The sequence below is a fragment of the Psychrobacter sp. genome (assembly GCF_041554015.1).
GTDB lineage: Bacteria > Pseudomonadota > Gammaproteobacteria > Pseudomonadales > Moraxellaceae > Psychrobacter.
Genome location: NZ_JBFFMS010000018.1, coordinates 14,623 through 41,386 on the forward strand (window position 1 = coordinate 14,623; position 26,764 = coordinate 41,386).

The following is a 26,764-nucleotide window of genomic DNA, read 5'->3' on the forward strand; positions in this document are numbered from 1 at the left end:
ATCAAGTGACGATAGATTGGCATGGCTTTTTGAGGTGGAATAATCGGTTGAGAGAGACATAAGCTATTCTAATTATAATAGATTTAGTCTACTATAGCGCAAATATTTATATCTGTCACAATGCCAATAGCAGCTATTAGGTTACTTTTTATGAACGAAAAAACCTCACAACCGATGTCACCTGTATCCTCTGTATCGATGCCTCCGACGCCCTATTATTTGCTTGATGAAGCGGCAATCGTTGCCAATATGCAGATTATCGCGCGCCTGTGCGAGTTGTCTGGCGCCAAAGCATTACTTGCGCTCAAATGTTTTGCGACTTGGGGCGTGTTCGATATCATGCAGCCTTATTTACATGGGACCACTTCATCTTCGCTCAATGAGGTGAGATTGGGCTATGAGACTTTTGGCAATAATAGCGACGCTAGTAATAAAGATAAAAAAGAAACCCATGCCTACAGCGTCGCTTATAGCGCGGATGAAATCGACGAAGTAATAAGCTATGCCGATAAAATTATTTTTAATTCTATCTCGCAATTAAATGCTTTTAAAGGTGAAGCAGCAGCAAAAAACATCCCAGTCGGGCTGCGCTTAAATCCAAAGACTAGCAATTCGTCTTTTATCATTGCTGATCCTGCGCGTCCCTTTAGCCGTTTAGGTGAGCATGATAAAGATAAGATTGCAGCAGTGCTTGCTGATATTACAGGGGTGATGATTCATAATAACTGCGAAAATGACAGTTTTGAGGCGTTTAGTGACAGCTTAGCTGATATAGAAGCCAGATTCGGTGATATCTTGGCACAGCTTGAATGGGTCAGTTTGGGCGGCGGTATTCATTTTATAGGCCCTGATTATCCACTTGAAAAGCTTGCTGAGAGATTAAAAGGCTTTAGCGAAAAATATGGCGTACAGGTTTATTTGGAGCCGGGTGAGGCGAGTATTCATGGTGCTGGCTCACTGGTGACGACGGTATTAGATACCATGCACAATGAGAAAAATCTCGCGGTAGTAGATTCATCTATCGAAGCACATATGCTTGATTTGCTGATTTACCGTGAGTCAGCGCCGATAGCAGCTGTGAATAATGATGTGATGAATATCGCCTCTCTCGACATCGACCCTACCAATATCGCACCCATCAGCGAGGACGCAAAATCTGCTGATCATACGATTATCTATGGTCGTTCTTGTTTGGCAGGCGATATCTTTGGTGAATATGCCTTGCCAAATACCCTAAAAATAGGTGACACCGTTACCTTTGGCAATGCAGCAGGCTATACCATGGTCAAGAAAAATTGGTTTAACGGTGTCAATATGCCAGCGATTGTCATTCGCCGCTTAGATGGCAGTATCGATATCCAGCGTGAGTTTGATTACCAAGATTATAAAGCAAGTTTGTCATAGCGCTATTACAACTGTATTCGAGAGGAATAAGTGAGACTGGCAAACAACTATCTGTAAATTATTATTCGTCTCGAATTTTTTAAGTTAAGTTATAATTTTTGCCGAAAAGTAAGTAAAAATTGTTATAATTGCGACTGGCAAACAAAGTAGGATTTGTCTAACGGGTGCGTGGGTTTTCCTCGGTCTTCCTTTTTAATTCACGCATATCATTCACTCGTTTCTGTTTTGCATAGCCAATATCAATGGTATCGACAGGGACACAAAGGAGGATTGTTCTTTGAACACAAACCAACAAGCTAAGTCCAACAAAAAAGATGTACTGATTATCGGTGCTGGCGGCGTCGCTCAAGTAGTCGCGCATAAATGTGCGATGCATAATGACGTGCTTGGCGAGATACATATCGCGTCACGTACCAAAGATAAATGCGATGCCATCGCTCAGAGCGTTATAGAAAAGAACAGTTTTAAAGAGCCCGCGGTATTGCACACGCATGAAGTCGATGCCATGGATACCCAAGCGCTGATACAGCTGATCGAAGATACAGGTATTCAAATCCTTATCAATGTCGGCTCGGCATTTGTGAATATGACGGTATTGGAAGCCTGCATAGAGACGGGCGTAGCATATATCGATACGGCCATTCATGAAGATCCGCGCAAGATTTGTGAGACGCCGCCATGGTATGACAACTATGAATGGAAGCGTAAGCAGCGCTGTGCCGACAATAATGTCACCGCTATCTTGGGTGCAGGTTTTGATCCTGGTATGGTCAATGCCTATGCGCGCCTTGGTTATGACATGATGGATGCAGGCTCAGTGACTGATATTGATATCATTGATATCAATGCAGGCAGCCATGGTAAATACTTCGCCACCAACTTTGATCCTGAGATTAATTTCCGTGAATTTACTGGTACGGTTTATTCTTGGCAGGACAGTAAGTGGCAGTCGAATAAGATGTTTGAAGTGAAGCGTACGGATGACTTGCCTGTTGTTGGTGTGCAGAACAGTTATTTAAGTGGTCATGATGAAGTGCATTCTTTGTCTGCCAATTTGGATGTGCCCAATATTCGCTTTTGGATGGGCTTTGGTGAGCACTATATCAATGTCTTCACCGTCTTACAAAACCTAGGTCTATTGTCTGAGCAGCCAGTGATGACGGCTGAAGGACAAGAAGTGATTCCGTTAAAAGTGGTTAAAGCGGTGCTACCAGATCCAAGCTCACTTGCGCCAAACTATACCGGCAAAACCTGTATCGGCGACAAGGTCAAAGGTAAGATCAACGGCGTTGATAGCGAGGTATTTATCTACAATATCTCAGATCATAAAGACGCTTATAATGAAGTTGGTAGCCAAGGAATCTCTTATACGGCTGGTGTGCCACCCGTCGCTGCGGCGATATTGGTTGCGACTGGCGAGTGGGATGCAGGCAAAATGGTCAACGTCGAAGAGCTAGATGCCAAGCCATTTATCAATCTATTGAATAAGATTGGTTTGCCAACGCGTATTCAAGACAGCGAAGGCGATAGAGCGCTTGAGTTTGACATCTAAATTCTGGTGTTAGCGTCTGTTGTCTGTTAAATAAAAAGCATCCTATCGAGCAATGACTCAATAGGATGCTTTTTTGTATTGCTGCTTCTATTATAAAAATAATGATGATAAATGGCATAAGGAAAAGCGCTGTGTCTTTAAAGCACTATAAAGTTTTTAATTTGATTGAGGATGTGACAACGTTAAAAGTGCTATTCATTCTAGAATCTCCCTATATCAATGAATATATTCATCAACATCCGGCGGCAGGCGAATCGGCGCTTGAGCTCACTCAGTTTTTGATGACTCAAGGATATATAAAGAGTTTCGATGCCAAGTTACCCTTAGGCTGTAATATCAAAGCATTACATTACAAGCCGCTGGGTATTTTGAACTGTTCTACATTACCACTGAATAAAGCATTTTATCCTTGTACTTTAAATAGTGAAGACTTATCACAAGTGAACGAGCTGGCAGCGCTTAAACAAAATTTATATCAGAATAATTCAAAAATATTGTCTGAAGATTTGAAAGAAAACAGTGTTTTTAAAGACTTTATTAGCCGATTGACTCAAGTGCTTAAGCAAGCACCAGCGGATATCATTATCGTACCTTGCGGTCATACGGCAATTGGGTTTATGGATGCTTTCAAAACAATTTATCAGCAGCCTTTGACGGTTTTAGAGGGTTTGCCGCATCCCACTGAGCCAGATTGGGCTGAGAAGGTAGCCGCTATCAATCTAACCGACCACATCGCCCCCCAGCTATTACCTTAACTGGGATTGTACTATGTGTACAATGGCGCTCTATATAAAGGACGAGTGCATCTATGAGGATTGATAAGTAAAAACCTGCGGATACGCCAAAGGTTACGGTAGATGCTGTTATAGAATGGCTGAAGTTGTAAATAAGATTCAAGTTCAAGGCTTCATGCTAAGCCTGTGAGGTCACACAAGCCTCAATCCTAAAGCTTTCATATAAGATAGAGAATCAATCTCGCCATCTATTATTATCTGTTTATTCATTAAGCTGAGCTAAGCGTTATAATTGAATCAGTTTAAAGATGATACACGTCAGACAAGAGGTTAAATACAGGGATAAATATGAGTAACGAAAGGGAAGACGAGCGCTTAACCGAAGCACAGCAACAAGCCGAAAATCCCCGTACGCCGTTCGAGCGTAGCCAATTTGGCGGTACAAAACGTCAATCCAAGCCTTTCGATGAAGATGTTCCTATATCGCGTAATGATCTGCAAAAAGGCGCGCAAGAGTTATCAGAAAACAGCGTTGCCCATATTAATTGGAGCGTGCTCATTATTTCATCGCTGGTGATTGTTGCCTTTTCCATATGGGCGATTTTTATGCCTAGTAACGCCAGTACGACGATGAAAGCAGTGGTAGATTGGATTGCGACCAACCTTGGCTGGTATTACGTGATCACCATGGTAATGGTCATCGGCTTTGTACTATGGGTGGCATTTTCTAAAGAGGGAAGCATCCGTCTTGGGCCTGATGATTCGCGGCCGCAGTATAAGCTAGGTACGTGGGCGGCGATGTTATTTGCCGCTGGCGTTGGTATTGATTTGCTGTTTTTCTCGGTGACTGGTCCTGTCGTACAGTATTTAACTCCACCTTCTGGTGATGGAGCGAGCGCCGCAGCCATGCAAGATGCCGTCGTTTGGACGATGTTTCATTATGGTATCGCTGGCTGGTCAGTGTATGCATTGCTCGGTATGGCGATGGGTTATTTTGCCTATCGCTGGGATATGCCATTATCCATTCGAGCGGCCCTTTACCCACTACTCGGTAAGCGCGTAAAAGGCCCTATCGGTCATGGCATTAGTATCATTGCATTAGTGGGTACGGTGTTCGGTGTGGCGACGACGATGGGTATCGGTGTGGTACTGCTAAACGTTGGTTTCTCAAAGCTGTTTGGTTTAGAAGAAGGCTTAACGCTACAGATTGCCCTCGTAGTTGGCGCAGTTATCTTAACCATTCTTGCAACCACCTCGGGCGTTGACCGTGGTATCCGCTGGATATCTGAGCTCAATCTTTGGAGCGCGGTGGCAATGATGGCGTTTATCCTCATCGCTGGCGAGACGGCATTCTTGTTAAATGCTCTGGTCGAAAACCTTGGTCAGTTCCTTGTCACGCTACCTGCTCGGATGTTCAAAACCTTTGCCTATGTGCCCGGTAGTAGCGACTGGATGGGCAGTTGGACGCTATTCTTTTGGGCTTTTTGGCTGGCATGGGGACCGTTCGTTGGGGTGTTTTTAGCGCGTATTTCGCGTGGACGTACGCTACGTGAGTTTGTCATTGCTGCGATTACCGTACCGGTATTATGCGACTTTATCATTGTATCTTTTTTTGGGAACTCAGCCCTTTATCAGGTACTACAAGGCAATATAGCCTTCGCTGAACTTGCGGTTCAAAGCCCAGAGCGTGGATGGTATGCGCTGCTCGAGCTGTTCCCAGGGGCAACTATCTTGGTAGCTTTAGCGACACTATCAGGATTGCTGTTCTATATCACCAGTGCCAACTCAGGAGCGATGGTCATGTCAAATTTCTCAACGTCGATACCTGATCCAAGCGAGGATGGTCCAAAGTGGCTACGTATTTTTTGGGCGGTATTGACGGCGATGTTGACCATCTCGATGTTGATCGCAGGCGGCGTCATTACCATGGAATACGCCACGCTTATCTTCGCGCTTCCTGTGACCATCATCGTTTATCTGGTGATGTTCTCTTTTTCTAAGGCGTTAAAAATAGAACGCGCCGAGCGCGAAGGCACCGTGCTGCGCCGACCTTCTGTGACGCCAAGCGGCGGCTACATCCCAGAGCGTTCATGGAAGCAGCGACTGGGACAAATGCTTGCGTATCCATCTAAGCGGGAGACTGTCCAATTCCTTGAGCGCGTCGTCCGCCCAGCGCTAGATGATGTCGCTAATGAGTTTGAGCGTCAAGGTTATGATATCGAGCGCGATAATATCCCTCACATAGCTGGTGATATTGATATTGGTGGGCCATTATTAAAAGTATCTACCGATGCTCTGAATAACTTTTATTATCAAGTCTCTATGGTTGAGACGCCGTCACCGACTTTTAGTGGCAAGATGTCGCCGGTCAGTGATGTTTATTACCGATTGGAAGTGACGACCCAAACGGGTTCTGGCGGTTATGATCTAATGGGACTGACCAAGCAGCAAGTTATCGATGATGTCCTTGAGCAATACGAGGCTTACCTGACCTTTATTAGCAGCCCAGCAGACACTCATACTGGTTTGGACAGCGCGTTGACGTCAGTGGGGACAACCGGTAAGAGTTAAGCCGCTGGTCGTGATTAAACCATACAGATAATAGGGGAGCCGCTACAGTCAAGGCTAGCGGTAACATCGCATTCTTGCTAAGATTTATTGTGGTTTGAGCAATTTTTATCTGTGCGCGGGGCTCATCCTACGGTACTAATTTTCACAAGGAAAAAATAATATGGACATGGATGGAGTTATGGATAAAATTCTTGCCGATAACTCAGGTGAAAATTTAGAAGTCTATCGTGCTAATAAAATACTACGTTCAAAAATATCAGCTAAGGCAAATCAATATATCGAAACACACTCTTCAGGTTGGCCACCCATTACATTTAATTGGGACTTATCAAAAGAGAGTCAGCGCTTTTCTTTAGATGGTGAAAATGAATTGAGTTTTGAAACTCACTATCCAGAAAGTTTTATATTAGGGAGAGTTAAGTTAAATGCTCTCGATAAAAAACTATGTCATTTTAGCCGTAGGGATGAAGGTGAGCTTTGGCAGGTAGGGTGTAAAAGTAGCTTGGCATATTTAATTATCTATTTATCTGAACAAAGACCTATATCCCCACCTATATTAAAACCGCATATCGAAAATGAGATTATGTTGCAAGGTGGGCATCATCGATATGCTATTGCTAAAGAGATAGGGGAAGAATATTTGCCTATTTATATTGAGCCAAAATATAAAAATCAGATAGACAGTATCATTAGAGTGGATTGGAGTAAGCACGTATTATACTAAAAATTAGTAAGGACTAACTAGAGCAGCTAATAAGTCTAGTAATGTGCGTTCTACTCTCTAGATAAGTTTCTCAATTATAGTCAACCTATAACTCCCTGACTAAGTCTTTTACTGCATTGACTTAAGCTACGGCATAATTGATAGTTAATCGATTCAATCTAAAAATTATGCCTGTAACCGCTTAGAAAGTCGAACAAGCTATCACAATTTTCACTAAGCTTCCCGAGGATTATACTTCTTCAGCGCTGCAATACGATCATCCAGCGTTGGATGTGAACGAAAAAGGTTAGCGATACTAAAGCCTGTAGACTGCCCTGACGAAATCGCAAATGCTTTCATACTCTCTGGCATCTGGTCTGGACGCTGCTCAGAAGGACGCAAGGCATCAAGCGCACTTATCATTTTGTCACGGCTGGCAAGCTTTGCACCCATCTCATCAGCACGGAATTCACGTAGACGTGAGAACCACATAACGATGGCAGACGCCAAAAATCCAAGCAAAATATCCATTACGATACTTGTGATAAAGTAACCAATACCAGGGCTATCACTGGTGTTTTTAAAGACAGTCCGGTCAACGAAGCTGCCGATAATACGCGCAAAGAACATCACAAAGGCGTTTACCACGCCTTGGATAAGCGCAAGAGTTACCATATCGCCGTTTGCCACATGACCGATCTCATGAGCAAGCACCGCTTCTACTTCATCGGGTGTCATGCTTTGCAGTAAGCCAGATGAAACAGCGACTAATGCTTTGTTTTTATTCCAGCCTGTGGCAAAGGCATTTGGCTGTGAATTATTAAATATCCCCACTTCTGGCATGCCAATATTCACTGCTCGTGCTTGTTTAGCGACGGTATCTACTAGCCATTGTTCAGTGGCGTTGCTTGGCGTTTCAATAACCACCGTTCCCGTTGATCTTTTGGCCATCCACTTTGAGATAAATAGCGAAACCATTGAGCCAACCATGCCGTATATACCGCACATAATGGCAAGGCTGGTGTAATTTAGCCCGCCTGCGCCATGTACGCCACCAATCCCAAAAAATCTGGATAAAATACCAAACACGATGCTAAATGCCACAATCACCGCTAAGTTGGTTAATAAAAACAATCCGATACGCATCATGACGCTAACTTCCTCATTAAATTCAACGACAGCATTAGGAGTAATCTCTTTATTGCAATAAAGACTAAAAATTAAACAGAGGACAATTATAACCTTCTAGAAATAATAAGGGCGCCAATTCTAGTATGAATAAAGTTTTATAATATCAAAAATACCAATGATAGCGGTGTGAGATGTGCAATTGCTAGATATAGGCGCAAGTAGAAAAATAAACACAAATAGTTAGCAGTTATAATAGATAATAAATGGTTTAGGTTCGCTGTTTAAATTCGAGGTATAGTAAGTAAAAAACTCCATAATTAGTTAACGATTAAATCAGGGAGATGACGTCATGGAAATGAAAAACATACCTTTTGCGACTACCGACTGGACGACAGTAGCAGCGGTAGAAATCAAAGGCGAAACGGGCACGGGCTATTGGAAGACGCGTGAATTTGATACTATTAATGTGCATATGGTTGAGTATTCTGCCGGCTACCTTGCCGATCACTGGTGCGATAAAGGTCACATTTTATTTTGTATTGAGGGTGAGCTAAACACCGAATTAAAGGATGGGCGCACTTTTACTTTAACAGCGGGTATGACTTATCAAGTAGCGGACAATACGATTGCCCATCGTTCGTCAACGAAGACCGGCGCTAAGCTCTTTATTGTTGATTGATGGCGGTAAACTCATAAATCTATAAAACCATAATATATGTGGGGGTCACTTGTCAGGCTAAGTCCGCTGCATATTATCAAGCCTCAAAACGAGGCGGTATTTTAGACTGTGTCGTCGCTGGTGACAGAGTAATGATTTCTGGTCATGCCGTACAGTATATGACAGGATTTATCACCGTCGAGGAGTCGTTAGTTTGACTGAATTAAAAACCGTTGGTCTATTTGCGCTGACTGCATTGGCAGAGATTGCAGGCTGTTATTTGCCTTACCTGTGGCTGCGAGAAGGTAAGTCCATTTGGCTGCTTGTTCCGGGTGCACTAAGCTTAGTCGCTTTTGTTTGGCTACTATCATTACATCCTACTGCTGCTGGACGGGTTTATGCTGCCTATGGCGGTGTTTATATTTCGATGGCAATTATCTGGCTGTGGACAGTGAATGGCATCAGACCTACTACGTGGGATATAGTAGGCTCGGCAGTTGCCTTGCTGGGCATGGCAATCATTATGTTTGCGCCGCGTAGTACTTAGCATAAAAGCAGGCGCTACTATAAAAAAGTGCTTAGCATAAAAAATGCCAATTAAACCGTGAGGTTCAATTGGAATAGCTTTAATTAGTATGGTTCAGATTAATATAGGCTCAGTTGGCACACTGATACAGTGAATATTAATGTTTACCTAAGATACTACCATTATCATCTTTCTTAGATTGTTTAGCGGCTTTTTTCTCTTTTGCCGTTAATAGCGGTTTCTTTTTTACGTTCTTTTTACTGTCTTGACCTTTACTCATGGTTTTTTTCCTGTTGGAGTAAGCCTAATGCCTTTAAAGCCAGCCTAAACAGGCTTAAAGCTTAGATTAATGCTGATGACGCAAATAGTGCGTACTGCAATGAGTATAGGCTTAAGGGATCGCAATAGATAGCGTGAGCACAATTCACCTACGCATCGGTCCAACCATCTCTTCTCTAATACGACTTTTAAAACACTGTTTAAAGATTTATTTAGTCAATATGGCTATTAATAAGTGCTTACTTACGAATACATCACGATTTGCTATAATGAGCAGCAAGCCGATAACTCGCGGCACACCTTTATCTTATTATTTAGCACAATGCTATTTACTGTCTTGGTTGATTATTATGCGTATCCGCAAACTGTTTAAATTCGAAAACGCTCATATTGTGCGCAATTGTAGCTCTGAGCGCTGCAAGCACTCGATTCACGGTCATAGCTATCAGATTGAGCTGATACTTGAGGCCAAGCGTTTAGACCACGGGCAGATGGTTTATGATTTTGGCTTATTAAAATCTTCTATTAAAGACATTATTGACAGCTTCGATCATGCGATTTGCTTTTGGAACAAGGATGATCCTGAATATATCGCTGCCTGTAAAAAATTCAGTGCGCGCTGGATCAGTCTGCCAGTATCGCCATCAGCAGAGCAATTTTCACGGGTGATATTTTTTTGGGCGCAGGAAATTTTAAAACAAACCCAAATGCAAAACGGTGAATCTGATGTCAGTGTGTATTCGGTAATTGCTCACGAGACCGCTACAGGGTACGCGCAGTGTTTTGCTGATGATGTGGCTAATGAGCAGATGGGTAAGCTTAGCTTAGAAGAATTTGAATTTAGCGACCAAGTTAGTGCCGAGTGGCATGACCCTGAGTTGTATGCCAAACTGATACGTGGTGAGAGTTTTGCTAATCCAGCCGTCACGATGCAAGTACAGGTAGATTGAGCGTAATGAATAATCAAACGATTGAAGGCGCAGCTGTAAATGATGGTAAGAATTTGCAAACTTTGACGCTACACTCAGAAGCTGAGACACAAGCATTGGCTCAGAGATTGGCAGCATTACCCTTATCCGGTAGTGTTTGGTTGGCGGGTGATTTGGGCGCAGGTAAAACCACGCTAACCCGTTATTGGTTGCAAGCGCTTGGACATATAGGTGCTGTCAAAAGCCCAACTTATACTTTGGTTGAGCCTTATAGCATTGAGCAAAAAGATGGGTCAATCAAGCCAGTTTATCATGCGGATTTGTATCGTTTGCAAGATCCAGAAGAGCTGTCTTTTATAGGCTTTGATGAGTACTTGGACGAAGATAACGCTCTGGTCATTATTGAATGGGCGAGCCGTGCAGACAGCTATTTGCCATCGCCAGCTATGTTTATAGATATGACCCAAAGCAATAGCGATGATGATAAAAAATCTCGCCATGTTGTAATACGATTGTCAAAGTCAGGACAAGCACAAGGTTTGGATTTAACCTCTCTTAAGATTTAATTTGCATTCAATATAAATCATCAATATCCGCTAGCACTACTTATCACCATGCAAAACAACGATACCTTTTAATGCCACAAATACCAGACAATCATTCTCGTACTCGTATCAAAAAACTATCGCCGCTGCTCATTAATCAATTGGCAGCGGGTGAGGTAGTGACACGTCCAGCAGCAGTGGTCAAAGAGCTACTTGAAAATGCGATTGATGCGTATGCTACAGATATTGAGGTGCGTATTACCCAAGGCGGCATGGGTATGATAGAGGTGATTGATAATGGCGTAGGTATTCATCCTGATGATATGGTCATGGCAGTCACGCGTCATGCTACTAGCAAAGTCGCTGATGTGGCACACTTGCACGGCATTACGACATTGGGTTTTCGCGGGGAAGCGCTGGCAGCGACGGCAGCGGTTTCTCGTTTAAGCTTAACCAGTAGCCATGATGACAGCGGTGTTGGTCGACAGTTGCAGGTTGCTGGTATATTGGGTGATATGCCAAAATTGACACCGGTTGTGCATCAGCGCGGCACCACTATTACGGTTAAGGATTTATATTTCAATGTGCCAGCCCGCCGTAGCAATTTAAAATCTATCGCAACCGAGTTTGGTCATATTGAAACCATCGTTCGGGAGGTGGCTTTAGCACGTGCTGATGTGGCATTGACTCTTTTTCATGATAATAAAAAGAGGCTGTCGCTATCGATAAATACCGTCAATAACAATAATAACAATCACAAGAGCTGTCTGCCATTATCGCGGCTGGAGCAGGCAACTGGATTGCCATTGACAGAGCAGGCGCTTGAGATCGCGGTTGATTTATCTAGCCTAATACAGCAGCAATCCAGTACATCTCCTGTTGCTCATGTTCATGGTGGTGGATGTGCGGATAATGCAAGAGCTATGCAAGCAGCAAGGATCGGTGGTTGGTTGTGGGTGAGTCATAATACAAATCATAGTTTGCCTAAGCTTATTTATGTGAATGGCAGGTTGGTAAAAGAGGTGATAATCAGCAACCAGCTTCGTCAAATGGCCCAAAGCGCACAGCTCGCAGGTTTGGGTTATGCGCTATATTTTGAATTACCCACTGAGTGGCTCAATATCAATGTTCATCCCTCCAAACAGCGTATCAAGATTGGTCCGCTTAATAATATCATGGCGCATCTAAACCATGCACTGCGAGCGAAGCTCAAAAACCTTGGCCATGCAAACATTATTGCTAATAGAAATGTATTATCAGATAGCAATATCTCAACGAGCCAGTCTTTTGAGGCGTCAAACCCGATAGTCCGCTCTACCAGTAGTGCAAAGGCAAGTCAGCATGTTCAAGCCCCTAAGCAAACCTATCAATTGTCAGAACGTGAGCCGTTGTCCAAAAGCGTTAAAGACGTTCATACTGATGCACATATAAAAAACAGTCTTCCTGCTGTCAATCCTGACTCGATAAACGCGCTGCTTTTGCCCATATGCTTAGATGTTATCGATAGTATGACTGATTTGGTAAAGTTGCCAGCTACATATAGCACTGACGATAAAGCGCTGCCTTGGCTACTATTTTATCATCAAGGTTGCTGCGTGTTGATAAGCGCTAAGAGGTGGCAGTTAACATTAAAAGTGTTGTTTGACGCCACTGTCTTTAATAGCGCTACGTCTCACAATATTAAAAGGTTAAATAGCACTACCATCAATCAGCAATTGACAAAGATTGCGATACAAATGTCTGTACAAGATGCCCAAGCTTTTGTCACAGATATTGACGCTATACTGAATAAACATGCTATCCGTTCTATAGATAGTCATCAATTGGTCACATTAATGTTATCATCTGCGCCCAAATAGCCTTTTCTATGGTTTATACATTGCGCTGAGCTATCCAGCATTTACCTTATCGTGCTCACAAATATTATTATCAAAGGCAAGTATATGCGACTTTCGTCTGACAGCCTATCTTCTTATTTAAGTCCCAGTTTGGCGGACAATAGCGTGGTGTGCTTGATGGCACCAACCGCGAGTGGTAAGACTGCTTTGGCTTACGAACTTTATGACAGTGGTCGCTATGAGCTGATTTCGGTAGATTCGGCATTGGTATATCGTGACATGACGGTCGGTACCGCAAAACCAAACGCTGCTGAGCTGGCACGTTGTCCTCATCACCTAGTCGATATCATCGATCCTATGCAAAGCTATAGTGTCGCTGAGTTTGTCAGTGACGTTGCAAGACTGATTGATAGCTGTCATCAGCGTGGCAAAATACCCTTATTGGTTGGCGGTACCATGATGTATTACATGGCATTACTCGAGGGACTTTCACCTGTTCCTGATAGTGATGACAGTGTTCGCGCGCGCGTTGAGCAGTGGCGCCACGAGGAGGGGATCAGTGCACTCTATGATTATCTTGGTAGCGTCGATGCTATCAGCCATGAGCGCCTGCATGCGACCGATACCCAGCGTATCACCCGTGCACTTGAGGTATATTTACAAACCAATATACCGATCAGTGACTGGCAGCGCCAGCCAAAGCAAGCATTGGCAAATAATCCGGATCAGCAGTGGCATGCTTTGGCGGTGATACCAGATCGTCCCTGGCTGCATACACGGATTGAGCAGCGATTAGATATCATGTGGCGTGATGGCCTAGTAGCTGAAGTGATAAGCTTGCTTGAGAATTATCCTTTGACGCCGAATTTGCCTTCGATGCGCTGTGTTGGTTATCGGCAAGTATTGGAATATCTGGTACAGATTCAGCACCCTATCTTTGATCAGCCGCATTTAGATAAAGCACAGTTTTATGATGCTTTTGCTCAGCCGCCGCTCCCAAGTAACGAGCAAGAGTCCACCACTCCTAGTATTAGGAATCAGACACCTATATCCATGTCAACTCACCAAGCTGAGGCACTTGCTTGTCAGCAAATGCAAAATAAGGCATTATATGCCACAAGGCAGCTGGCAAAGCGTCAATATACGTGGCTGCGAAAAGTGATGCAATTATGTGATACGGTAGAAGTGCCTGCAACCGTACCATCGACAGAGCCGTCCACATCTACTATCGGCTCTGATAATGTGACCGCTCTTCAGCAGAATAAATTGATACTGCACTCATTTAGCACGATGGAACAGGCGAGAGCGTATTTGATTTAATACGCGATATCAATCGGTTATCCATATCTATGTTTGTCCCATCTATATTTGTCACACCATCAGTGTTCTACAATATAAAAGGCAAGTTATGGTTGTAGTAATAGTGATGCAGGATAACTGTACAACATACATATAAAGATACGAAAGTAATGACAATTAGTTTCAAAGTATAATGTAGATAACTGTTATAATTTGATTATATGAAAGTATTAACTGTTTTAAGTGCCATTTTTTAAGTGCCAATTTAAGTGACAACGGCTAATTAGAGATTATTCATCCAGATTCTGTCATAAAGGTCAGTTATGTAACACTTAGTTACTTAATTTATGACAATAATGACATATTCAATATAAAGTAGAATAACTTAATCAGCTTTAGTGTTTATTTAGATACGTTTTACAAATAAAACTCATTATTGTATCTGCCCTTAGCCATTATAATTGCAGCAATCCTTAGAATAATTGACGCTAACAATAATTATATAATATTTAGGAGAGATTTCATGTCAAAAGGACAAACTTTACAAGATCCGTTCTTGAACTCACTACGCAAAGACCGCATTCCTGTTTCTATTTTCTTAGTCAATGGTATCAAGCTACAAGGTCAAATAGAGTCATTCGATCAGTACGTGGTGTTGCTAAAAAATACCGTCAGTCAGATGGTATATAAGCATGCCATCTCAACGGTTGTTCCAGCACGTAATCCTCGCAGCAGTACCACACCAGGTGCGGCGGCTCAAAGCCAAGGCGCATCGCCGATGGGCTATCCGAGTCAAGGTGGCGGCATGAGCAGCGGTTTTGAGCGTGGTAGCAATCCAGCTACTGGCGGCTTTGAAGAGCGCGGCTTTGCCAACCGTAGTGGCTTCAATCGTGGTGGTTTTAGTCAAGGAAGCCAAGGCCAAGAGCGTGGTTTTGAGCGCGGTAGCTTTGGTCAAGGGCAAGAACGGGGTTTTGAGCGCGGCGGCTTTGGTCAAGATCGTGGTTTTGAAGCGCCATCAGACAATGGGGGTTATGACAATAAACCCAATGATGAATCTGATAGCAATTCCTAAGCTACTGTATTAAGACATGAAATATCATATTGAGACCTGCTATTTTAGTGGGTTTTTTTGTTTTGATGGCTTTGTTTTGATAACTTTATATGGATAGCTTTGTAGCGATAACCGCTTAGTCTGCTCGTGATGTGCTTATGGCTGTATTCCTACCGTATCATATTAATATTGACCAGAATTATTAATATGGTTCATAGTATAGTAAAATGAGGTATTAGATTATAAAAAGATAAAATTAATGCCACAGCAGCATCAAAAACAAAAAATTAATGAAATATAGAGCCCTTGTATGAATAGTCCTGAACGCAATCTGACCCATGAGCAGTTTATTAGTACCGCTATTGATGCCATCAATACTGAAAAGGCGGCACTGGCATTACTCACTGAACAAATAGATGATAGGTTTGCTCAGGCTTGTGATATTATTTTGGCGTGTCAGGGTCGTGTGGTGGTGACAGGGATGGGTAAGTCGGGCCTGATTGGTCGTAAGATAGCGGCGACATTTGCCTCTACTGGTACGCCATCGTTCTTCATGCATCCTGGTGAAGCAGGGCATGGCGACTTAGGGATGTTAGTCAAAGGAGATGTGCTACTTGCCATCTCTAACTCTGGTGAGTCAGATGAGATAAAGATGCTCTTGCCTGTGGTGAAGCACTTAACGATTCCGCTGATTAGTATCAGTCGAGACAAGCGCGGTATGCTGCCTCATGCTGCCGATATTGTCTTGACGCTTGGTAAGTCGCAAGAAGCGTGTCCGCTTAATCTTGCGCCGACCTCAAGTACCACTGCGACATTGGCTTTAGGCGATGCGCTAGCGGTGGCATTGGTCCATGCGCGCAACTTTACCTCAGAAGATTTTGCACTATCACATCCTGCCGGTGCCTTGGGCCGTCAATTACTGACACGTGTGGAAGATTTGATGCATGGCAAATCAGAGAATTTACCGCTCATCAATCAACAAGCGCCGTTGCAAGAAGCGTTATTTATTATGTCTGCTGGGCGTTTGGGCATGACGGTGGTGACAGATGACGATAAAAGGGTTGTGGGTATCTTTACCGATGGCGACTTAAGGCGAGGCTTAGAAAAAGGTGTTGACTTACAAACGCCGATGCGTGAACTGATGGTACGCAACCCTCGCCGGATCAATAAATCTATGCGCGCGTCCGATGCGCTTAGCGTGATGAATGAGAATGCGATCAGCCAGTTACTTATTATCGATGATGAGCAGCGTTTAGAAGCCATTATTACGGTGCATGATTTACTACAAGCCGGTGTAAAGTAAGCGCTATTGTAGATTGCCTATTAATAAAAGAGATGATTGATGCAAGACTTAATCAAAAAAGCCGGACAAGTAAAACTGTTGGTCATGGACGTTGATGGTATTTTATCAAACGGTCAAATTATCTATGATGCCAATGGCGCCGAGACCAAGGCGTTTTTTGTCCATGATGGCGTCGGCGTAAAATCGTTAGCTCGCTATGGCATCTTGACTGCGATTATTACTGGTCGTAGCAGCCCTATGGTTGATAAGCGCGCCGCCGAGATTGGCGTGGACTATATTGTCCAAGGTCGTGATGATAAGCTTGTGGCATTAAACGAGCTACTTGCAAGCCTTGATCCTGCGCTTAATATCACCGCTGCCGATTGCGGCTATATGGGTGATGATTTGCCAGATATTAAAGCCATGCAAACCGTCGGTTTTGCCGCGACCGTGCCAAATGCTCATGCAGAGGTGATCAATCGCAGTCATATGGTGACCACACGTGCCGGCGGTAGCGGCGCCGTACGTGAAGTATGTGACCTGATTTTAAGGGGTCATGGACACTATCAAGACTTTATCGCGCACTATACGCTTGATGAAGTAAAAAATCAGGATGACTTATCGTGAATACCCGTGTTTTAATAGTCATTACCTTGATTATCGCAGGCCTTGCAGGTTGGTTTTTTAAGCAGCAAGGAGAGATGGCGCCGCCAGTCAATATTGAAACCTCTGATGTTGACTATAAAGCGACAGATATCAAGGCGGTACAAACAAATGAGCAAGGTGAAACAGAGTATGAGCTGAGCGCTGAGTCATTGACGCACAATCCGGTTACCAATAAAGATGAGATGAAAGGCATCACCATGAATTGGGAACCGTCAGATGAGCAGCGTTATCGTATTGAAGCGGGTACAGCGGCTATCAGCCAGCAGACCGGCGAGCTGAGCTTATCAGGGGGTTTTTCTTTAATCAGTGAAGGCAAGACCGCCAATGCCAATGTTGAGCCCATTAAAGTGACTGGCACCACATTAAAAGGCAATACCAAGTCAGGTCAAGTCTATAGTGATGAGCCGGTCAAGGTCGAACAAGGTATGAATCGCTTTGAGGCATCAAGTATGAAGGCCAATCTTGAAACAGGCGACTATGAATTTGGTCAAGTAGCGGTGTCATTTACGCCTGCTGACCGTCAAGACAAGGCCTTGTTTTAATTAGCCTATCATTTAGTAAAGCATCTAGCAGGAAGTTTGCAAACTCTACTACCCATTATAAAACGAGTAATTTTCATGAAATCTAATTTTTTGCCTACTTTACACTTGCTGTCAACGCGATCTATGCACGTGGCACATGGCTTACGTACATTGCCAGTCGTTATGCTGCTAGCGCTACCTTTATATAGCCATGCTTTGCCATCAGATGCCAATCAGCCTATCAAACTGTTAGCGGACAAAGCAACTTATAGTGAGCGTACGGGCGTGACCAGCTATTCTGGTACGGTAGTGATCACTCAAGGTACCTTCAAAATGACCGCTGATAATATCACCGTCAATTTATCACAAGGTCGCAGTATCAATTCAGCAGTAGCAACAGGGCGTCCAGCGACGATGCAGCAAGTTGTCACGCAAGAAAAAGGTTTGGCAAAAGGTCAGGCAAATAAGATTGATTATAATGCCGTAACTGGCATCGTGACCCTAACGGGTAATGCAAAATTGGTACAAAATGGTGCAAGCTTCGCCGGTAACGTCATTCGTTATAGCCTAAAAGCTGGTGATGTAGAAGCCACAGCTGGCAGTAATCAGCGCGTAGAGTTGGTGTTTCCGCCCAATAATAGTAATAGTCAAAGCGGTATACGTTAAGCGGTATAGTGAGCTAAGTCGCAATATTTACCGTGATATAGATAAACGTCTAAATATTTTAGTGATTGCTATATAGTTAGAGATGATCGCCTTATGAGTAAGTTATGAATGATAATAAAAATAATGCCAGTTTAGTGCAAAGCCAAACCATAACAGCGAATGATGCTGTCGAGCCGGTCGCTCGTTTATCGATGCAAAACTTAGGTAAGCGTTACGGCAAACGCTGGGTTGTCAAAGACGTCTCGTTCTCTGTTGAGCAAGGACAAGTCGTTGGCTTGTTAGGCCCAAATGGGGCGGGTAAAACGACCAGTTTTTATATGGTTGTTGGACTGGTTAATATGGATAAAGGGCGCGTTACCTTAGGTAAAATGGATTTATCTAAATATGCCATGCATGAGCGGGCGCGCGCTGGCATTGGCTATTTACCGCAAGAAGCCTCTATTTTTCGTAAATTGTCTATTGAAGACAATATATTGGCTATATTGCAAACACGTAAAGACTTAAATAGCAATCAGCAGCGCCAAGAGCTTGAAAAACTCATTGGTGACTTTCATTTAGAACATGTGCGAAAATCGTTAGGTATGAGCGTATCAGGCGGCGAGCGTCGTCGTTGTGAGATTGCTCGAGCGTTGGCTGCGGATCCCAAATTTATCTTGCTAGATGAGCCTTTTGCTGGGGTAGATCCTATTTCTGTTGGGGATATTAAAGACGTTATTTTGGCGCTCAAAAAGCGTGGGATTGGGGTATTAATCACTGACCACAATGTTCGTGAGACGCTAGCAATTTGCGAAAAGGCTTATATTGTCTCAGAAGGCGCTATCATCGCTGAGGGAACCTCAGAAGAAGTTCTAGAAAATGAGCTGGTAAAATCTGTCTATCTTGGTAAAGACTTTCAGGTATAAGCTTATCGCCGCAGCAACTACAAAATCTATTGACGCTGATTTAAGGTTTGTCTCTATCGGATCTTAGTCAGCGTTTATGAATATTACTTCAGCTTATCTTTACATCCCCTATAAAACATTGCCGCTGACAGCAACTCTTTGTTTATCTTAATATCCACGTCTTACATATCTTAGTTATTTTTTAAACGCCTATAAGCGTTATCCTCTTTTGATGTGAACATCTGCAAAAGGCTTCTATATTATGGCAAAAAATAAAACCAGCTATGTCTGTCAAGCTTGCGGCGCTCATTTTGGTAAGTGGGCAGGTCAGTGTAGCGATTGTGGCGAATGGAACACTTTGATTGAAGCGCCCAACGTTAGCATGCCACATCATAATAAAAGTAACGCCAAACCTGCTGCTAGCCGTGCAGCGTCTCATGCGACTGGTGTGACAGCTGGCAACTATGCTGGAACACACAGTGCGGTCATGCCGCTCAATGCCGTCAGTGTCGGTTTAGATACCCGTTTGCCGACGGGCATTAGTGAATTTGATCGTGTATTAGGCGGGGGCTTGGTCGCAGGCTCAGTCGTGCTGATTGGTGGTGACCCGGGTATCGGTAAATCAACTATTCTATTGCAAACTGCAACCAATATGGCAAAGGCAGATTCGCTGGCAGGTAGTGCGCTTTATGTGACGGGCGAGGAGTCATTGGCGCAGGTTGCTATGCGAGCGAAGCGCTTAGATTTGCCTGCGGATAGACTTCGGGTACTTGCGGAAACCAATGTAGAGACTATTTGCGCCGCGTTAACCCAAGAGCAGCCCGCGATTGCTATCATTGATTCTATTCAAACCATTTATACCGATGCGATCAATTCGGCGCCAGGCGGGGTGAGTCAAATTCGAGAGTCAGCGGCTATCTTAACCCGCTACGCAAAGCAAACAGGGACAGCGCTGTTTTTGGTAGGGCACGTTACTAAAGAGGGCACGCTTGCCGGTCCGCGCGTTCTTGAACATATGGTGGATACTGTATTGTATTTTGAGGGGCAGTCTGATTCACGTTTTCGGATGATTCGGGCTGTCAAAAACCGTTTTGGCGCAGTCAATGAGCTGGGTATCTTTGGCATGACCGATATGGGGCTAAAAGAAGTTGCCAATCCATCAGCGATATTTTTGAGCCGCTATGACAAGCCTGTTGCTGGTTCTGTGGTCATGGTCAGCCGAGAAGGCACCAGACCGCTTTTGGTAGAAGTCCAAGCCTTGGTTGATGACTCGCAAGGCTCACCAAGACGTATGGCGTTAGGATTGGATTTTCAGCGTTTATCCATGTTACTTGCTGTTATGCATCGCCATGGTGGTATCCATACCAGCGGACAAGATGTCTATGTCAATGTCGTTGGGGGCGTCAAGGTCATAGAAACAGGATCAGACTTAGCGGTATTATTAGCCTGTGCTTCAAGTATTAGAGAAAAAGCTTTACCCTCCTCGTTGGCAGTCTTTGGTGAAGTTGGCTTATCAGGTGAGATTCGTCCTGTACCCAATGGACAAGAGCGTTTAAAAGAAGCAATGAAGCATGGTTTTAAGCATGCCATTATTCCTAAAGCCAATGCTCCTGCCAAAGATGCGCCACAGTTTAAAGGCATAAATGTGATCGCAGTCGAACGTCTAGACGATGCCATTGCTAGTGCGTTTGAGTTGTAATTTGCTCTGGTTTATTGGGCTAATATTTAAAAAATAGATTTTATAAATTTAAGACATAAAAAAGCGCCTAACTATCAATGAGTTAGGCGCTTTTATTTAAAATAGTATTTGTACAAAACCGTTAAAGGCTTAAACCGCGAGTGGTCTAAAACGTTAATGGTTTAAGAAGAAGGTCCTGAAACACGCTCGATTGCGACGTTACCGACACCTTTAGCCGTAATACCAAGTTTTTTGGCAGCGCCATAAGATAAATCCATCACACGATTACCATGGAATGGGCCGCGATCGTTTACTTTAACGATGACGCTTTTACCATTGGTTTTATTGGTGACTTTAACATAGCAGTTTAAGGGTAGTGAGCGATGAGCTGCAGTTAGACCATTCATATCAAAGGTTTCACCACTGGCGGTTTTGCGACCATGGAACTGACGACCATACCAAGAGGCTAAACCAGTTTGTTTAAATTTGCTTACAGAGTTAGAGGCAACAGCGGTTAAGCGCTCCAGTACATCTTCATCATTACTGACTTGGGCGGTATCACTGGCTAACAATGAGCTACTAAGTGCTAATGAAGTTGGTTGGCGTGCAGACTTAACTAAGCTTGATGCGCCGTCATGTTGACGACTAAGTTCACCGAGTACACGGTCGATATGGGAGGCGTTATCTTGCGAAATCATCGCAAGGGAGGTTCTTGATTCTACAGCATTTGCATTTAGAGCAATGGTAGAGCCAGCGAATAATACTGCTGACATAGTAAGTAAACCAGATAAACGCTTATTCATAAATACCTCTATAACTTATACATCAAAACTTAACACTAAAAACCTCTTAGATGGAGCGAGGCAATATTAGACCACTCTAACAGTGCCGCAAACTCTAAAACCGATATCAATCATCTTTCTCATAATGACCGACGTTATAGTTCGGCTTCAATAAATATCAATGTATGGTAATTTTTAATTCATGATCATCACCGGATAGCAGATTTTGATAGCCCAGCGATGACACGCTCAAATGATGGTTAACAACTTTAATTAAAACATTTATCAACAACTAAAATCTGATACTAATATTCGATAAACAACCTTTTTAACATTGCTAATTTAATAAAGGGTTTAGAGAGACTTACGTATGAGTTTGTTATTAAACCGTTAATTAAGTAGTGACTTTGAAAGCCTAAAATCTACAAGTTGCTAACTATACGGATGAGCTATAACGACAATATAATTAAATGCTAACTTTCTTAGTAGCTATGTACGGGTTATGTATAAATGATACTAAGACGAGATTAACGCAAATAATTGTAAAAAACAAGGAATAAAACTGGCTGTTATTGCATGTTAAATGCTGAATATTAAGCATGATTTATACGAGTATTATTCAGTTTAATTATTAATAAAATCATATATTTAGTATTGAATAACGCGCAAGAAAATTATGATTTTTATGACATTTTATGTAGCATTGATTACAAATAAGATAGGGATAGGTGAGCCGATCTACTACAATTTTTGCTCATTCTACATTTACCTATAGTTACTTAGTAAATAGATTTTAAGGGGGATTGACGCGCTTATTTGTTAATAAGACCATTGGTTCAACTTCATTATTAAAGCATCATAAGTTGGCATTGTATTAATGTGGGGTATATAAAAGAGTATATAAAAAGAGACCTTTGCTACGAACATAAGGTCTCTTGGTTATTATAACTATTGAAAAACGTTAGCTGGATTTGTGAGTGTGAATCGACATGAGTAAGCCAAAACCTGCCATCAAAGTAACAATAGCGGTGCCGCCGTAGCTGATAAAAGGTAGAGGGACACCAACGACTGGCAGAATGCCACCGACCATACCGACATTGACAAAGACATAGACAAAAAACGACATCGCAATCGCGCCTGCTAGTAGTCGGCTATAAGTATCAGGATGAGAAAAGGCGATATAGAGAGCACGGGTCAATAAGCAAGCATAAATAAACATCAATAGTATGACGCCAAGCAAACCAAACTCTTCAGAGAATGCGGCGATAATAAAATCAGTATGACCTTCTGGTAAAAAATGTAGGTGCGACTGCGTGCCCTCTAAATAGCCTTTGCCCGTCAAACCGCCAGCGCCGATGGCTGTCTTGGACTGAATGATATTCCAGCCAGCGCCTTGTACGTCCGCCTCAGGATTAAATAGCGTCAGTACTCGCGTACGCTGATAGTCGTGTAGCAAAAAATTCCAAGCAAACGCAACCAGTGGGACAGATAAAGCCACCGCACCAGCAATCAGTTGCCATGATAGCCCTGCCAAAAACAGCACAAAGATACCACTGGCCGCGACCAGTAATGAGGTACCAAGATCAGGTTCTTTAGCGATTAATAATACGGGTACCACAATTAGCGCTAAGGTAATGCCGATACTGGCCAGTGAAGGCGGTAAATCACGCTTGGATAAAAACCATGCGCACATCATGGGCATGCCAAGCTTCATAAACTCTGACGGCTGCACACTGCCAAATCCTGGTAGATTGATCCAGCGCTGGGCGCCCATGCGTACTTCACCAATAATATCAACCAATACCAATAATATTAAACCCAGTACATAAAAGATGGGCGTAAAGGTGCGATAGATACTCGGCGGTATCTGCGCCATAGTAAACATGACTGTAAATGCGACACCGTAGCTGACCATCTGTCGTAGCACCATGCTCGTATCTTGAGCAGCGGCACTATATAAAATCGTCAGCCCAATACAGCAGACAGTCAATAATAAAAGGGTCAACCAAGGGTCAATATGACTACGTTGCCAAAAGGTCGATGTCTGACCTTGACCGAAATGGTGGCTTTGTCGGGAAAAACGATATTGCGGATTAGAAGACATAGGCAAAGTGTGACTGGCAGTTGGCGTAGAATAAGGGTGGGATTTAGCAGAAAACTTAAAAAATCGATAATTATAGAACGTTTACGCAAGCTGACAATAAAAAAAGTAACTTATCGGCAATAAAGTAACGTCAATATAAAAATAATGAGGATAAGTGTTAATAACGAATAAGTCGCTGCCAATTGGTGACGATAGTTTAGCTTGCTTGCCTAAAATTTGATAGTATCGATAAAACGTTTTTAGCGGTGTTTGTTGCAATGTTCAAAATAAAAAAACAAGTTTATAGGCAAATTCACAAGCCTATTATTGCACTCTGTCTTTGTGCCAGCACGATGAGTAGCTATGCTGCCATCATTAGTGATAATAGTGAGCGCCGTATCCAAGTCCGTCAGGGCAATAGTATCAATAATGGTATTAGTAATAGCGGCAATGCCTATATCACGCCGTCTACGCAAGCGACGCCTTATAATGCAGGTGTCACTATCTTAAGTGGGTCAGGCGGCGATAGTATGCAAGGACTGATCCAGCAAAAGCAGCGTGAGTTTGAATTTGATGCCAGCTTGTCGATAGAAGAGAACAAGCGTGTCATTACTAATAGAAGCACGCCGCGTTATAACACCACCTATAGCACGGGTAATAACAATTACAATGATTTTATCAGCATGGATTTTAATACTTGGTTACATAGTAACAGTTACCGTGCTGGGCAAGTGGCAAATTATCAGCGTTATCTGAGCGCGCGTGTCGGCGCTAGGAATGTTCCACCTTTATCACAGCTACTGACCACCGCTCGCAGTTGGGACAAATGTGGCTATGAGCCTTATCAGCTACCACCGCAAGAGCTGTGGGCAAACATCGTACCCACCTTACAGCTCTATAGTCAGTTAAAAAGCCAAGGTATCCTGCCGGCGAACACTGAGATACGCTCAGTCTATCGCAGCCCTGGACTCAATGATTGTGCAGGCGGCGCAAGTAGCAGTAAGCACATGACTGCTGGCGCTATGGATATTTGGGTACCCCAATATGAAGGTAATCCATGGCAGCTAAGCAATATGCAAGACAGCTTGTGCGAGTTTTGGCAATATCAGGGTCAGGCGCATAATTTTGGATTAGGGCTATATGCTACCGGCGCTATTCATCTTGATACTGATGGCTATCGTAAGTGGGGCTTTAACCATGCCAGTAGTGGTTCTCCTTGCCGTTATTAAAGGTCATGGCGATAAAGGACATATTTAGTCACTACTCAATAAAGTGGATACACAGCACCCGTCCCGCTGTAACTTTTTATAATGACCTATTTATAAGATAAAAAATAAGCCCAGCTTGTAAGGTAACAAGCTGGGCTTATTTTATGTGCAGTATAAAAGACAAAACGAGCTATTTAGCTGCTTTCTTATCCCAAGGATCAACCTCGCCAACCGTGACAATTAAAAAATCCTCAGGCTTTAAGGTATCACGTAGGGTTTGATTAACGTCTGCCAGTTTGACTTGTTCGATACGATTCACATAATTGGTGAGGTAGCCTGTTGGCAGCTGATAGAAGTTCATCATGCCAAGTAAGCCATTAATACCAGCATTACTGGCAAAGCCCATCGGGAAACTGTGTTTTAGATTGTCGGTAGTCAGTGTCATCTCCGCACTGGTAATACCGTCTGTTAAAGTATCATTAATCACCTTTAAGCTGGCATCAATCGCCGCGCGTGCTTTGTCATTACGGGTTGAAAAGCCAATCTGATAAGGACCACGTGCCAGCATCGGATTCATCGAGCCTGAGATACCATAAGTATAGCCAAGGTTTTTCCTGATTTCAGTCATCAATCGTGCATTAAAATCGCCACCCGCTAGCACTTCGTTGCCTACCACAAAGTTGGTTTGCTTTTGCTGCGCTTTTGCATCTGTTGCGCGCTTGTCGCCCAATTGCCCCATCAAAACGGTGGTTTGGCTACTAGGAAAAGGGATGTGAATATGCTGTGATTTGGTGAGTGGCTTTGGCTCAGGTAAGATAGGCGCTGCCTGACCCAGTGGTAAATTGGCGGTGATGTCTTCAGCCAATTTCTGCGCTTGTGGCAATGTTAGATTGCCTGTCATAGAGAGGCTGGCATTGGCAGCAACCAAATAGCGATTTTTGAAATCTACCAGCTGTTGTCTTGTGATATTAGGTACGGTCTCAAGCGTACCCACAGTCGGATTGGCGTAAGGGTGATTGCCATAAAGGGCTTTGCTAAAGGCAAGGCTGGCAAGGCTGTTAGGGTCTTGTTTTTGCTGCTGTAAGCCCACCAATAGGCGGGCTTTATTGCGAGCCAAAATTTGCTCATCAAATCTCGGTTCAGTGAGCATTTGCGTCATCAAATCAATAGCAGGTAATAAATGTTTATCATCGGACAAGCTGCGTAAGGACACCGTAAACATATCTTTATAAGCACTACTGCCTAGCTGAATACCTAACGTCTCAACCGCACGGGTAAATTCGTTTTCATCCAAGCGCTTAGAGCCTTGTTCTAGCATCGTCGCTGTCATATTGGCGATACCAAATCCTGTGCTGCTGATGCTGCCATCACGCGCGCTACCAGCATTAAAGCGCAAATCGATATCGACGATTGGTAAAGTGCTTGTTGCCACAAACAGTACCGGTACACCGGCTTTGGTCTTAAAGGATTGAATGGTTGGGACCGTTACCTTTAAAGGCTTGGCATTATTAAGGCTGGACAATTTATCTAACGCCGCAATTGGCGCGCTGATATCAACTGTAGAGGCTTGAGCGCGATATTCCTCACCAGAGCTCATATCTGCCTGTGCGGTCAAAGTCAAAGTTGACAGCCCCAGCAATATGCATATTCTTAAACTTTGCAGTGGTTTGGATTTTGGTTTTATCAACGATGCCGGAACAATATTGTTTTTGGCATAAAATGTAGTGTTTTGAGTCATGGCTTTCTTCTTATTCATAGCGTCTTACGCGGTAGTTTT

The 26,764-nt window shown here is 43.4% G+C and carries 24 protein-coding genes and 1 pseudogene; 20 read left to right on the forward strand and 5 right to left on the reverse strand.

Annotation, left to right across the window (positions count from 1 at the left end):
• Positions 1-150: 150 nt before the first annotated feature.
• The 5 genes from ABYU67_RS06475 (at position 151) to ABYU67_RS06495 (ending at position 6,985) form a co-directional block, all read left to right on the forward strand.
• Positions 151-1,404, forward strand: a complete 1,254-nt coding sequence (locus ABYU67_RS06475) for a carboxynorspermidine decarboxylase (protein WP_372844184.1) — start codon at positions 151-153, stop codon at positions 1,402-1,404.
• Positions 1,405-1,681: 277 nt separating this feature from the next.
• The gene (locus ABYU67_RS06480; RefSeq protein ID WP_372844185.1) at positions 1,682-2,956 is read left to right on the forward strand and encodes a saccharopine dehydrogenase NADP-binding domain-containing protein; all 1,275 of its coding nucleotides are present in this window, start codon (positions 1,682-1,684) and stop codon (positions 2,954-2,956) included.
• A gap of 131 nt (positions 2,957-3,087) precedes the next feature.
• Entirely contained in the window at positions 3,088-3,711 is a 624-nt protein-coding gene (locus ABYU67_RS06485) for a hypothetical protein (protein WP_372844186.1), read from the forward strand.
• Positions 3,712-4,038: 327 nt separating this feature from the next.
• Entirely contained in the window at positions 4,039-6,261 is a 2,223-nt protein-coding gene (betT, locus tag ABYU67_RS06490) for a choline BCCT transporter BetT (protein WP_372844187.1), read from the forward strand.
• A gap of 160 nt (positions 6,262-6,421) precedes the next feature.
• Positions 6,422-6,985, forward strand: coding sequence for a transcriptional regulator (locus ABYU67_RS06495; protein ID WP_372844188.1), 564 nt, complete (start codon positions 6,422-6,424; stop codon positions 6,983-6,985).
• A gap of 213 nt (positions 6,986-7,198) precedes the next feature.
• On the opposite strand, the gene htpX is transcribed toward ABYU67_RS06495, so the two are convergent.
• On the reverse strand, positions 7,199-8,113 hold the full coding sequence (htpX, locus tag ABYU67_RS06500) for a protease HtpX (RefSeq protein ID WP_372844189.1): 915 nt from the start codon (positions 8,111-8,113) through the stop codon (positions 7,199-7,201).
• A 331-nt stretch (positions 8,114-8,444) separates the two neighbouring features.
• Between htpX and ABYU67_RS06505 the strand changes: the two genes are divergently transcribed.
• From ABYU67_RS06505 to ABYU67_RS06515, 3 genes and pseudogenes are all read left to right on the forward strand, one after another.
• Positions 8,445-8,774 (forward strand): DHCW motif cupin fold protein, encoded by a 330-nt coding sequence (locus tag ABYU67_RS06505; protein ID WP_372844190.1) that lies wholly within the window; start codon positions 8,445-8,447, stop codon positions 8,772-8,774.
• 74 nt (positions 8,775-8,848) lie between these two features.
• Positions 8,849-8,971: pseudogene (locus ABYU67_RS06510) on the forward strand (phenazine biosynthesis protein PhzF); the annotation flags it as partial.
• Positions 8,968-9,300, forward strand: a complete 333-nt coding sequence (locus ABYU67_RS06515) for a YnfA family protein (protein WP_372844191.1) — start codon at positions 8,968-8,970, stop codon at positions 9,298-9,300. The pseudogene ABYU67_RS06510 and the gene ABYU67_RS06515, both read left to right, overlap by 4 nt.
• A 136-nt stretch (positions 9,301-9,436) precedes the next feature.
• On the opposite strand, the gene ABYU67_RS06520 is transcribed toward ABYU67_RS06515, so the two are convergent.
• Positions 9,437-9,559 (reverse strand): hypothetical protein, encoded by a 123-nt coding sequence (locus tag ABYU67_RS06520; RefSeq protein WP_020443648.1) that lies wholly within the window; start codon positions 9,557-9,559, stop codon positions 9,437-9,439.
• 349 nt (positions 9,560-9,908) lie between these two features.
• Between ABYU67_RS06520 and ABYU67_RS06525 the strand changes: the two genes are divergently transcribed.
• The 11 genes from ABYU67_RS06525 to radA all read left to right on the forward strand — a co-directional run bounded on the left by ABYU67_RS06525 (position 9,909) and on the right by radA (position 20,935).
• The gene (locus ABYU67_RS06525) at positions 9,909-10,508 is read left to right on the forward strand and encodes a 6-pyruvoyl tetrahydropterin synthase family protein (protein WP_372844192.1); all 600 of its coding nucleotides are present in this window, start codon (positions 9,909-9,911) and stop codon (positions 10,506-10,508) included.
• Between the two features lie 5 nt (positions 10,509-10,513).
• Complete coding sequence (gene tsaE, locus ABYU67_RS06530) at positions 10,514-11,053, forward strand: tRNA (adenosine(37)-N6)-threonylcarbamoyltransferase complex ATPase subunit type 1 TsaE (protein WP_372844193.1); 540 nt, start codon at positions 10,514-10,516, stop codon at positions 11,051-11,053.
• Between the two features lie 71 nt (positions 11,054-11,124).
• Entirely contained in the window at positions 11,125-12,891 is a 1,767-nt protein-coding gene (gene mutL / locus ABYU67_RS06535; RefSeq protein ID WP_372844194.1) for a DNA mismatch repair endonuclease MutL, read from the forward strand.
• Between the two features lie 84 nt (positions 12,892-12,975).
• Complete coding sequence (miaA, locus tag ABYU67_RS06540; RefSeq protein ID WP_372844195.1) at positions 12,976-14,190, forward strand: tRNA (adenosine(37)-N6)-dimethylallyltransferase MiaA; 1,215 nt, start codon at positions 12,976-12,978, stop codon at positions 14,188-14,190.
• Positions 14,191-14,692: 502 nt separating this feature from the next.
• Positions 14,693-15,241 (forward strand): RNA chaperone Hfq, encoded by a 549-nt coding sequence (gene hfq, locus ABYU67_RS06545; RefSeq protein ID WP_372844196.1) that lies wholly within the window; start codon positions 14,693-14,695, stop codon positions 15,239-15,241.
• Between the two features lie 289 nt (positions 15,242-15,530).
• Positions 15,531-16,523, forward strand: a complete 993-nt coding sequence (locus ABYU67_RS06550) for an SIS domain-containing protein (protein ID WP_372844197.1) — start codon at positions 15,531-15,533, stop codon at positions 16,521-16,523.
• Positions 16,524-16,562: 39 nt separating this feature from the next.
• On the forward strand, positions 16,563-17,129 hold the full coding sequence (locus ABYU67_RS06555) for a KdsC family phosphatase (protein WP_372844198.1): 567 nt from the start codon (positions 16,563-16,565) through the stop codon (positions 17,127-17,129).
• The gene (lptC, locus tag ABYU67_RS06560) at positions 17,126-17,710 is read left to right on the forward strand and encodes an LPS export ABC transporter periplasmic protein LptC (RefSeq protein ID WP_372844199.1); all 585 of its coding nucleotides are present in this window, start codon (positions 17,126-17,128) and stop codon (positions 17,708-17,710) included. Before ABYU67_RS06555 ends, lptC begins: the two co-directional genes overlap by 4 nt.
• 162 nt (positions 17,711-17,872) lie before the next feature.
• Positions 17,873-18,355: a lipopolysaccharide transport periplasmic protein LptA gene (gene lptA / locus ABYU67_RS06565; protein ID WP_372844214.1), complete on the forward strand. Its 483-nt coding sequence runs from the start codon at positions 17,873-17,875 to the stop codon at positions 18,353-18,355.
• Positions 18,356-18,459: 104 nt separating this feature from the next.
• Positions 18,460-19,257, forward strand: coding sequence for an LPS export ABC transporter ATP-binding protein (gene lptB / locus ABYU67_RS06570; RefSeq protein ID WP_372844200.1), 798 nt, complete (start codon positions 18,460-18,462; stop codon positions 19,255-19,257).
• Between the two features lie 241 nt (positions 19,258-19,498).
• Positions 19,499-20,935, forward strand: a complete 1,437-nt coding sequence (gene radA, locus ABYU67_RS06575; protein WP_372844201.1) for a DNA repair protein RadA — start codon at positions 19,499-19,501, stop codon at positions 20,933-20,935.
• Positions 20,936-21,096: 161 nt separating this feature from the next.
• Here radA and ABYU67_RS06580 read toward each other — a convergent pair whose 3' ends face one another.
• Positions 21,097-21,717, reverse strand: coding sequence for a septal ring lytic transglycosylase RlpA family protein (locus ABYU67_RS06580; RefSeq protein ID WP_372844202.1), 621 nt, complete (start codon positions 21,715-21,717; stop codon positions 21,097-21,099).
• Positions 21,718-22,657: 940 nt separating this feature from the next.
• Entirely contained in the window at positions 22,658-23,800 is a 1,143-nt protein-coding gene (gene rodA / locus ABYU67_RS06585; RefSeq protein WP_372844203.1) for a rod shape-determining protein RodA, read from the reverse strand.
• 332 nt (positions 23,801-24,132) lie between these two features.
• Here rodA and ABYU67_RS06590 point away from each other — a divergent pair, with 332 nt between their 5' ends.
• A complete protein-coding gene (locus ABYU67_RS06590; RefSeq protein ID WP_372844204.1) occupies positions 24,133-25,008 on the forward strand; it encodes a D-Ala-D-Ala carboxypeptidase family metallohydrolase in 876 nt (291 codons plus the stop codon).
• 169 nt (positions 25,009-25,177) lie between these two features.
• On the opposite strand, the gene ABYU67_RS06595 is transcribed toward ABYU67_RS06590, so the two are convergent.
• Positions 25,178-26,725 (reverse strand): M16 family metallopeptidase, encoded by a 1,548-nt coding sequence (locus ABYU67_RS06595; protein ID WP_372844205.1) that lies wholly within the window; start codon positions 26,723-26,725, stop codon positions 25,178-25,180.
• Positions 26,726-26,764: the final 39 nt, after the last annotated feature.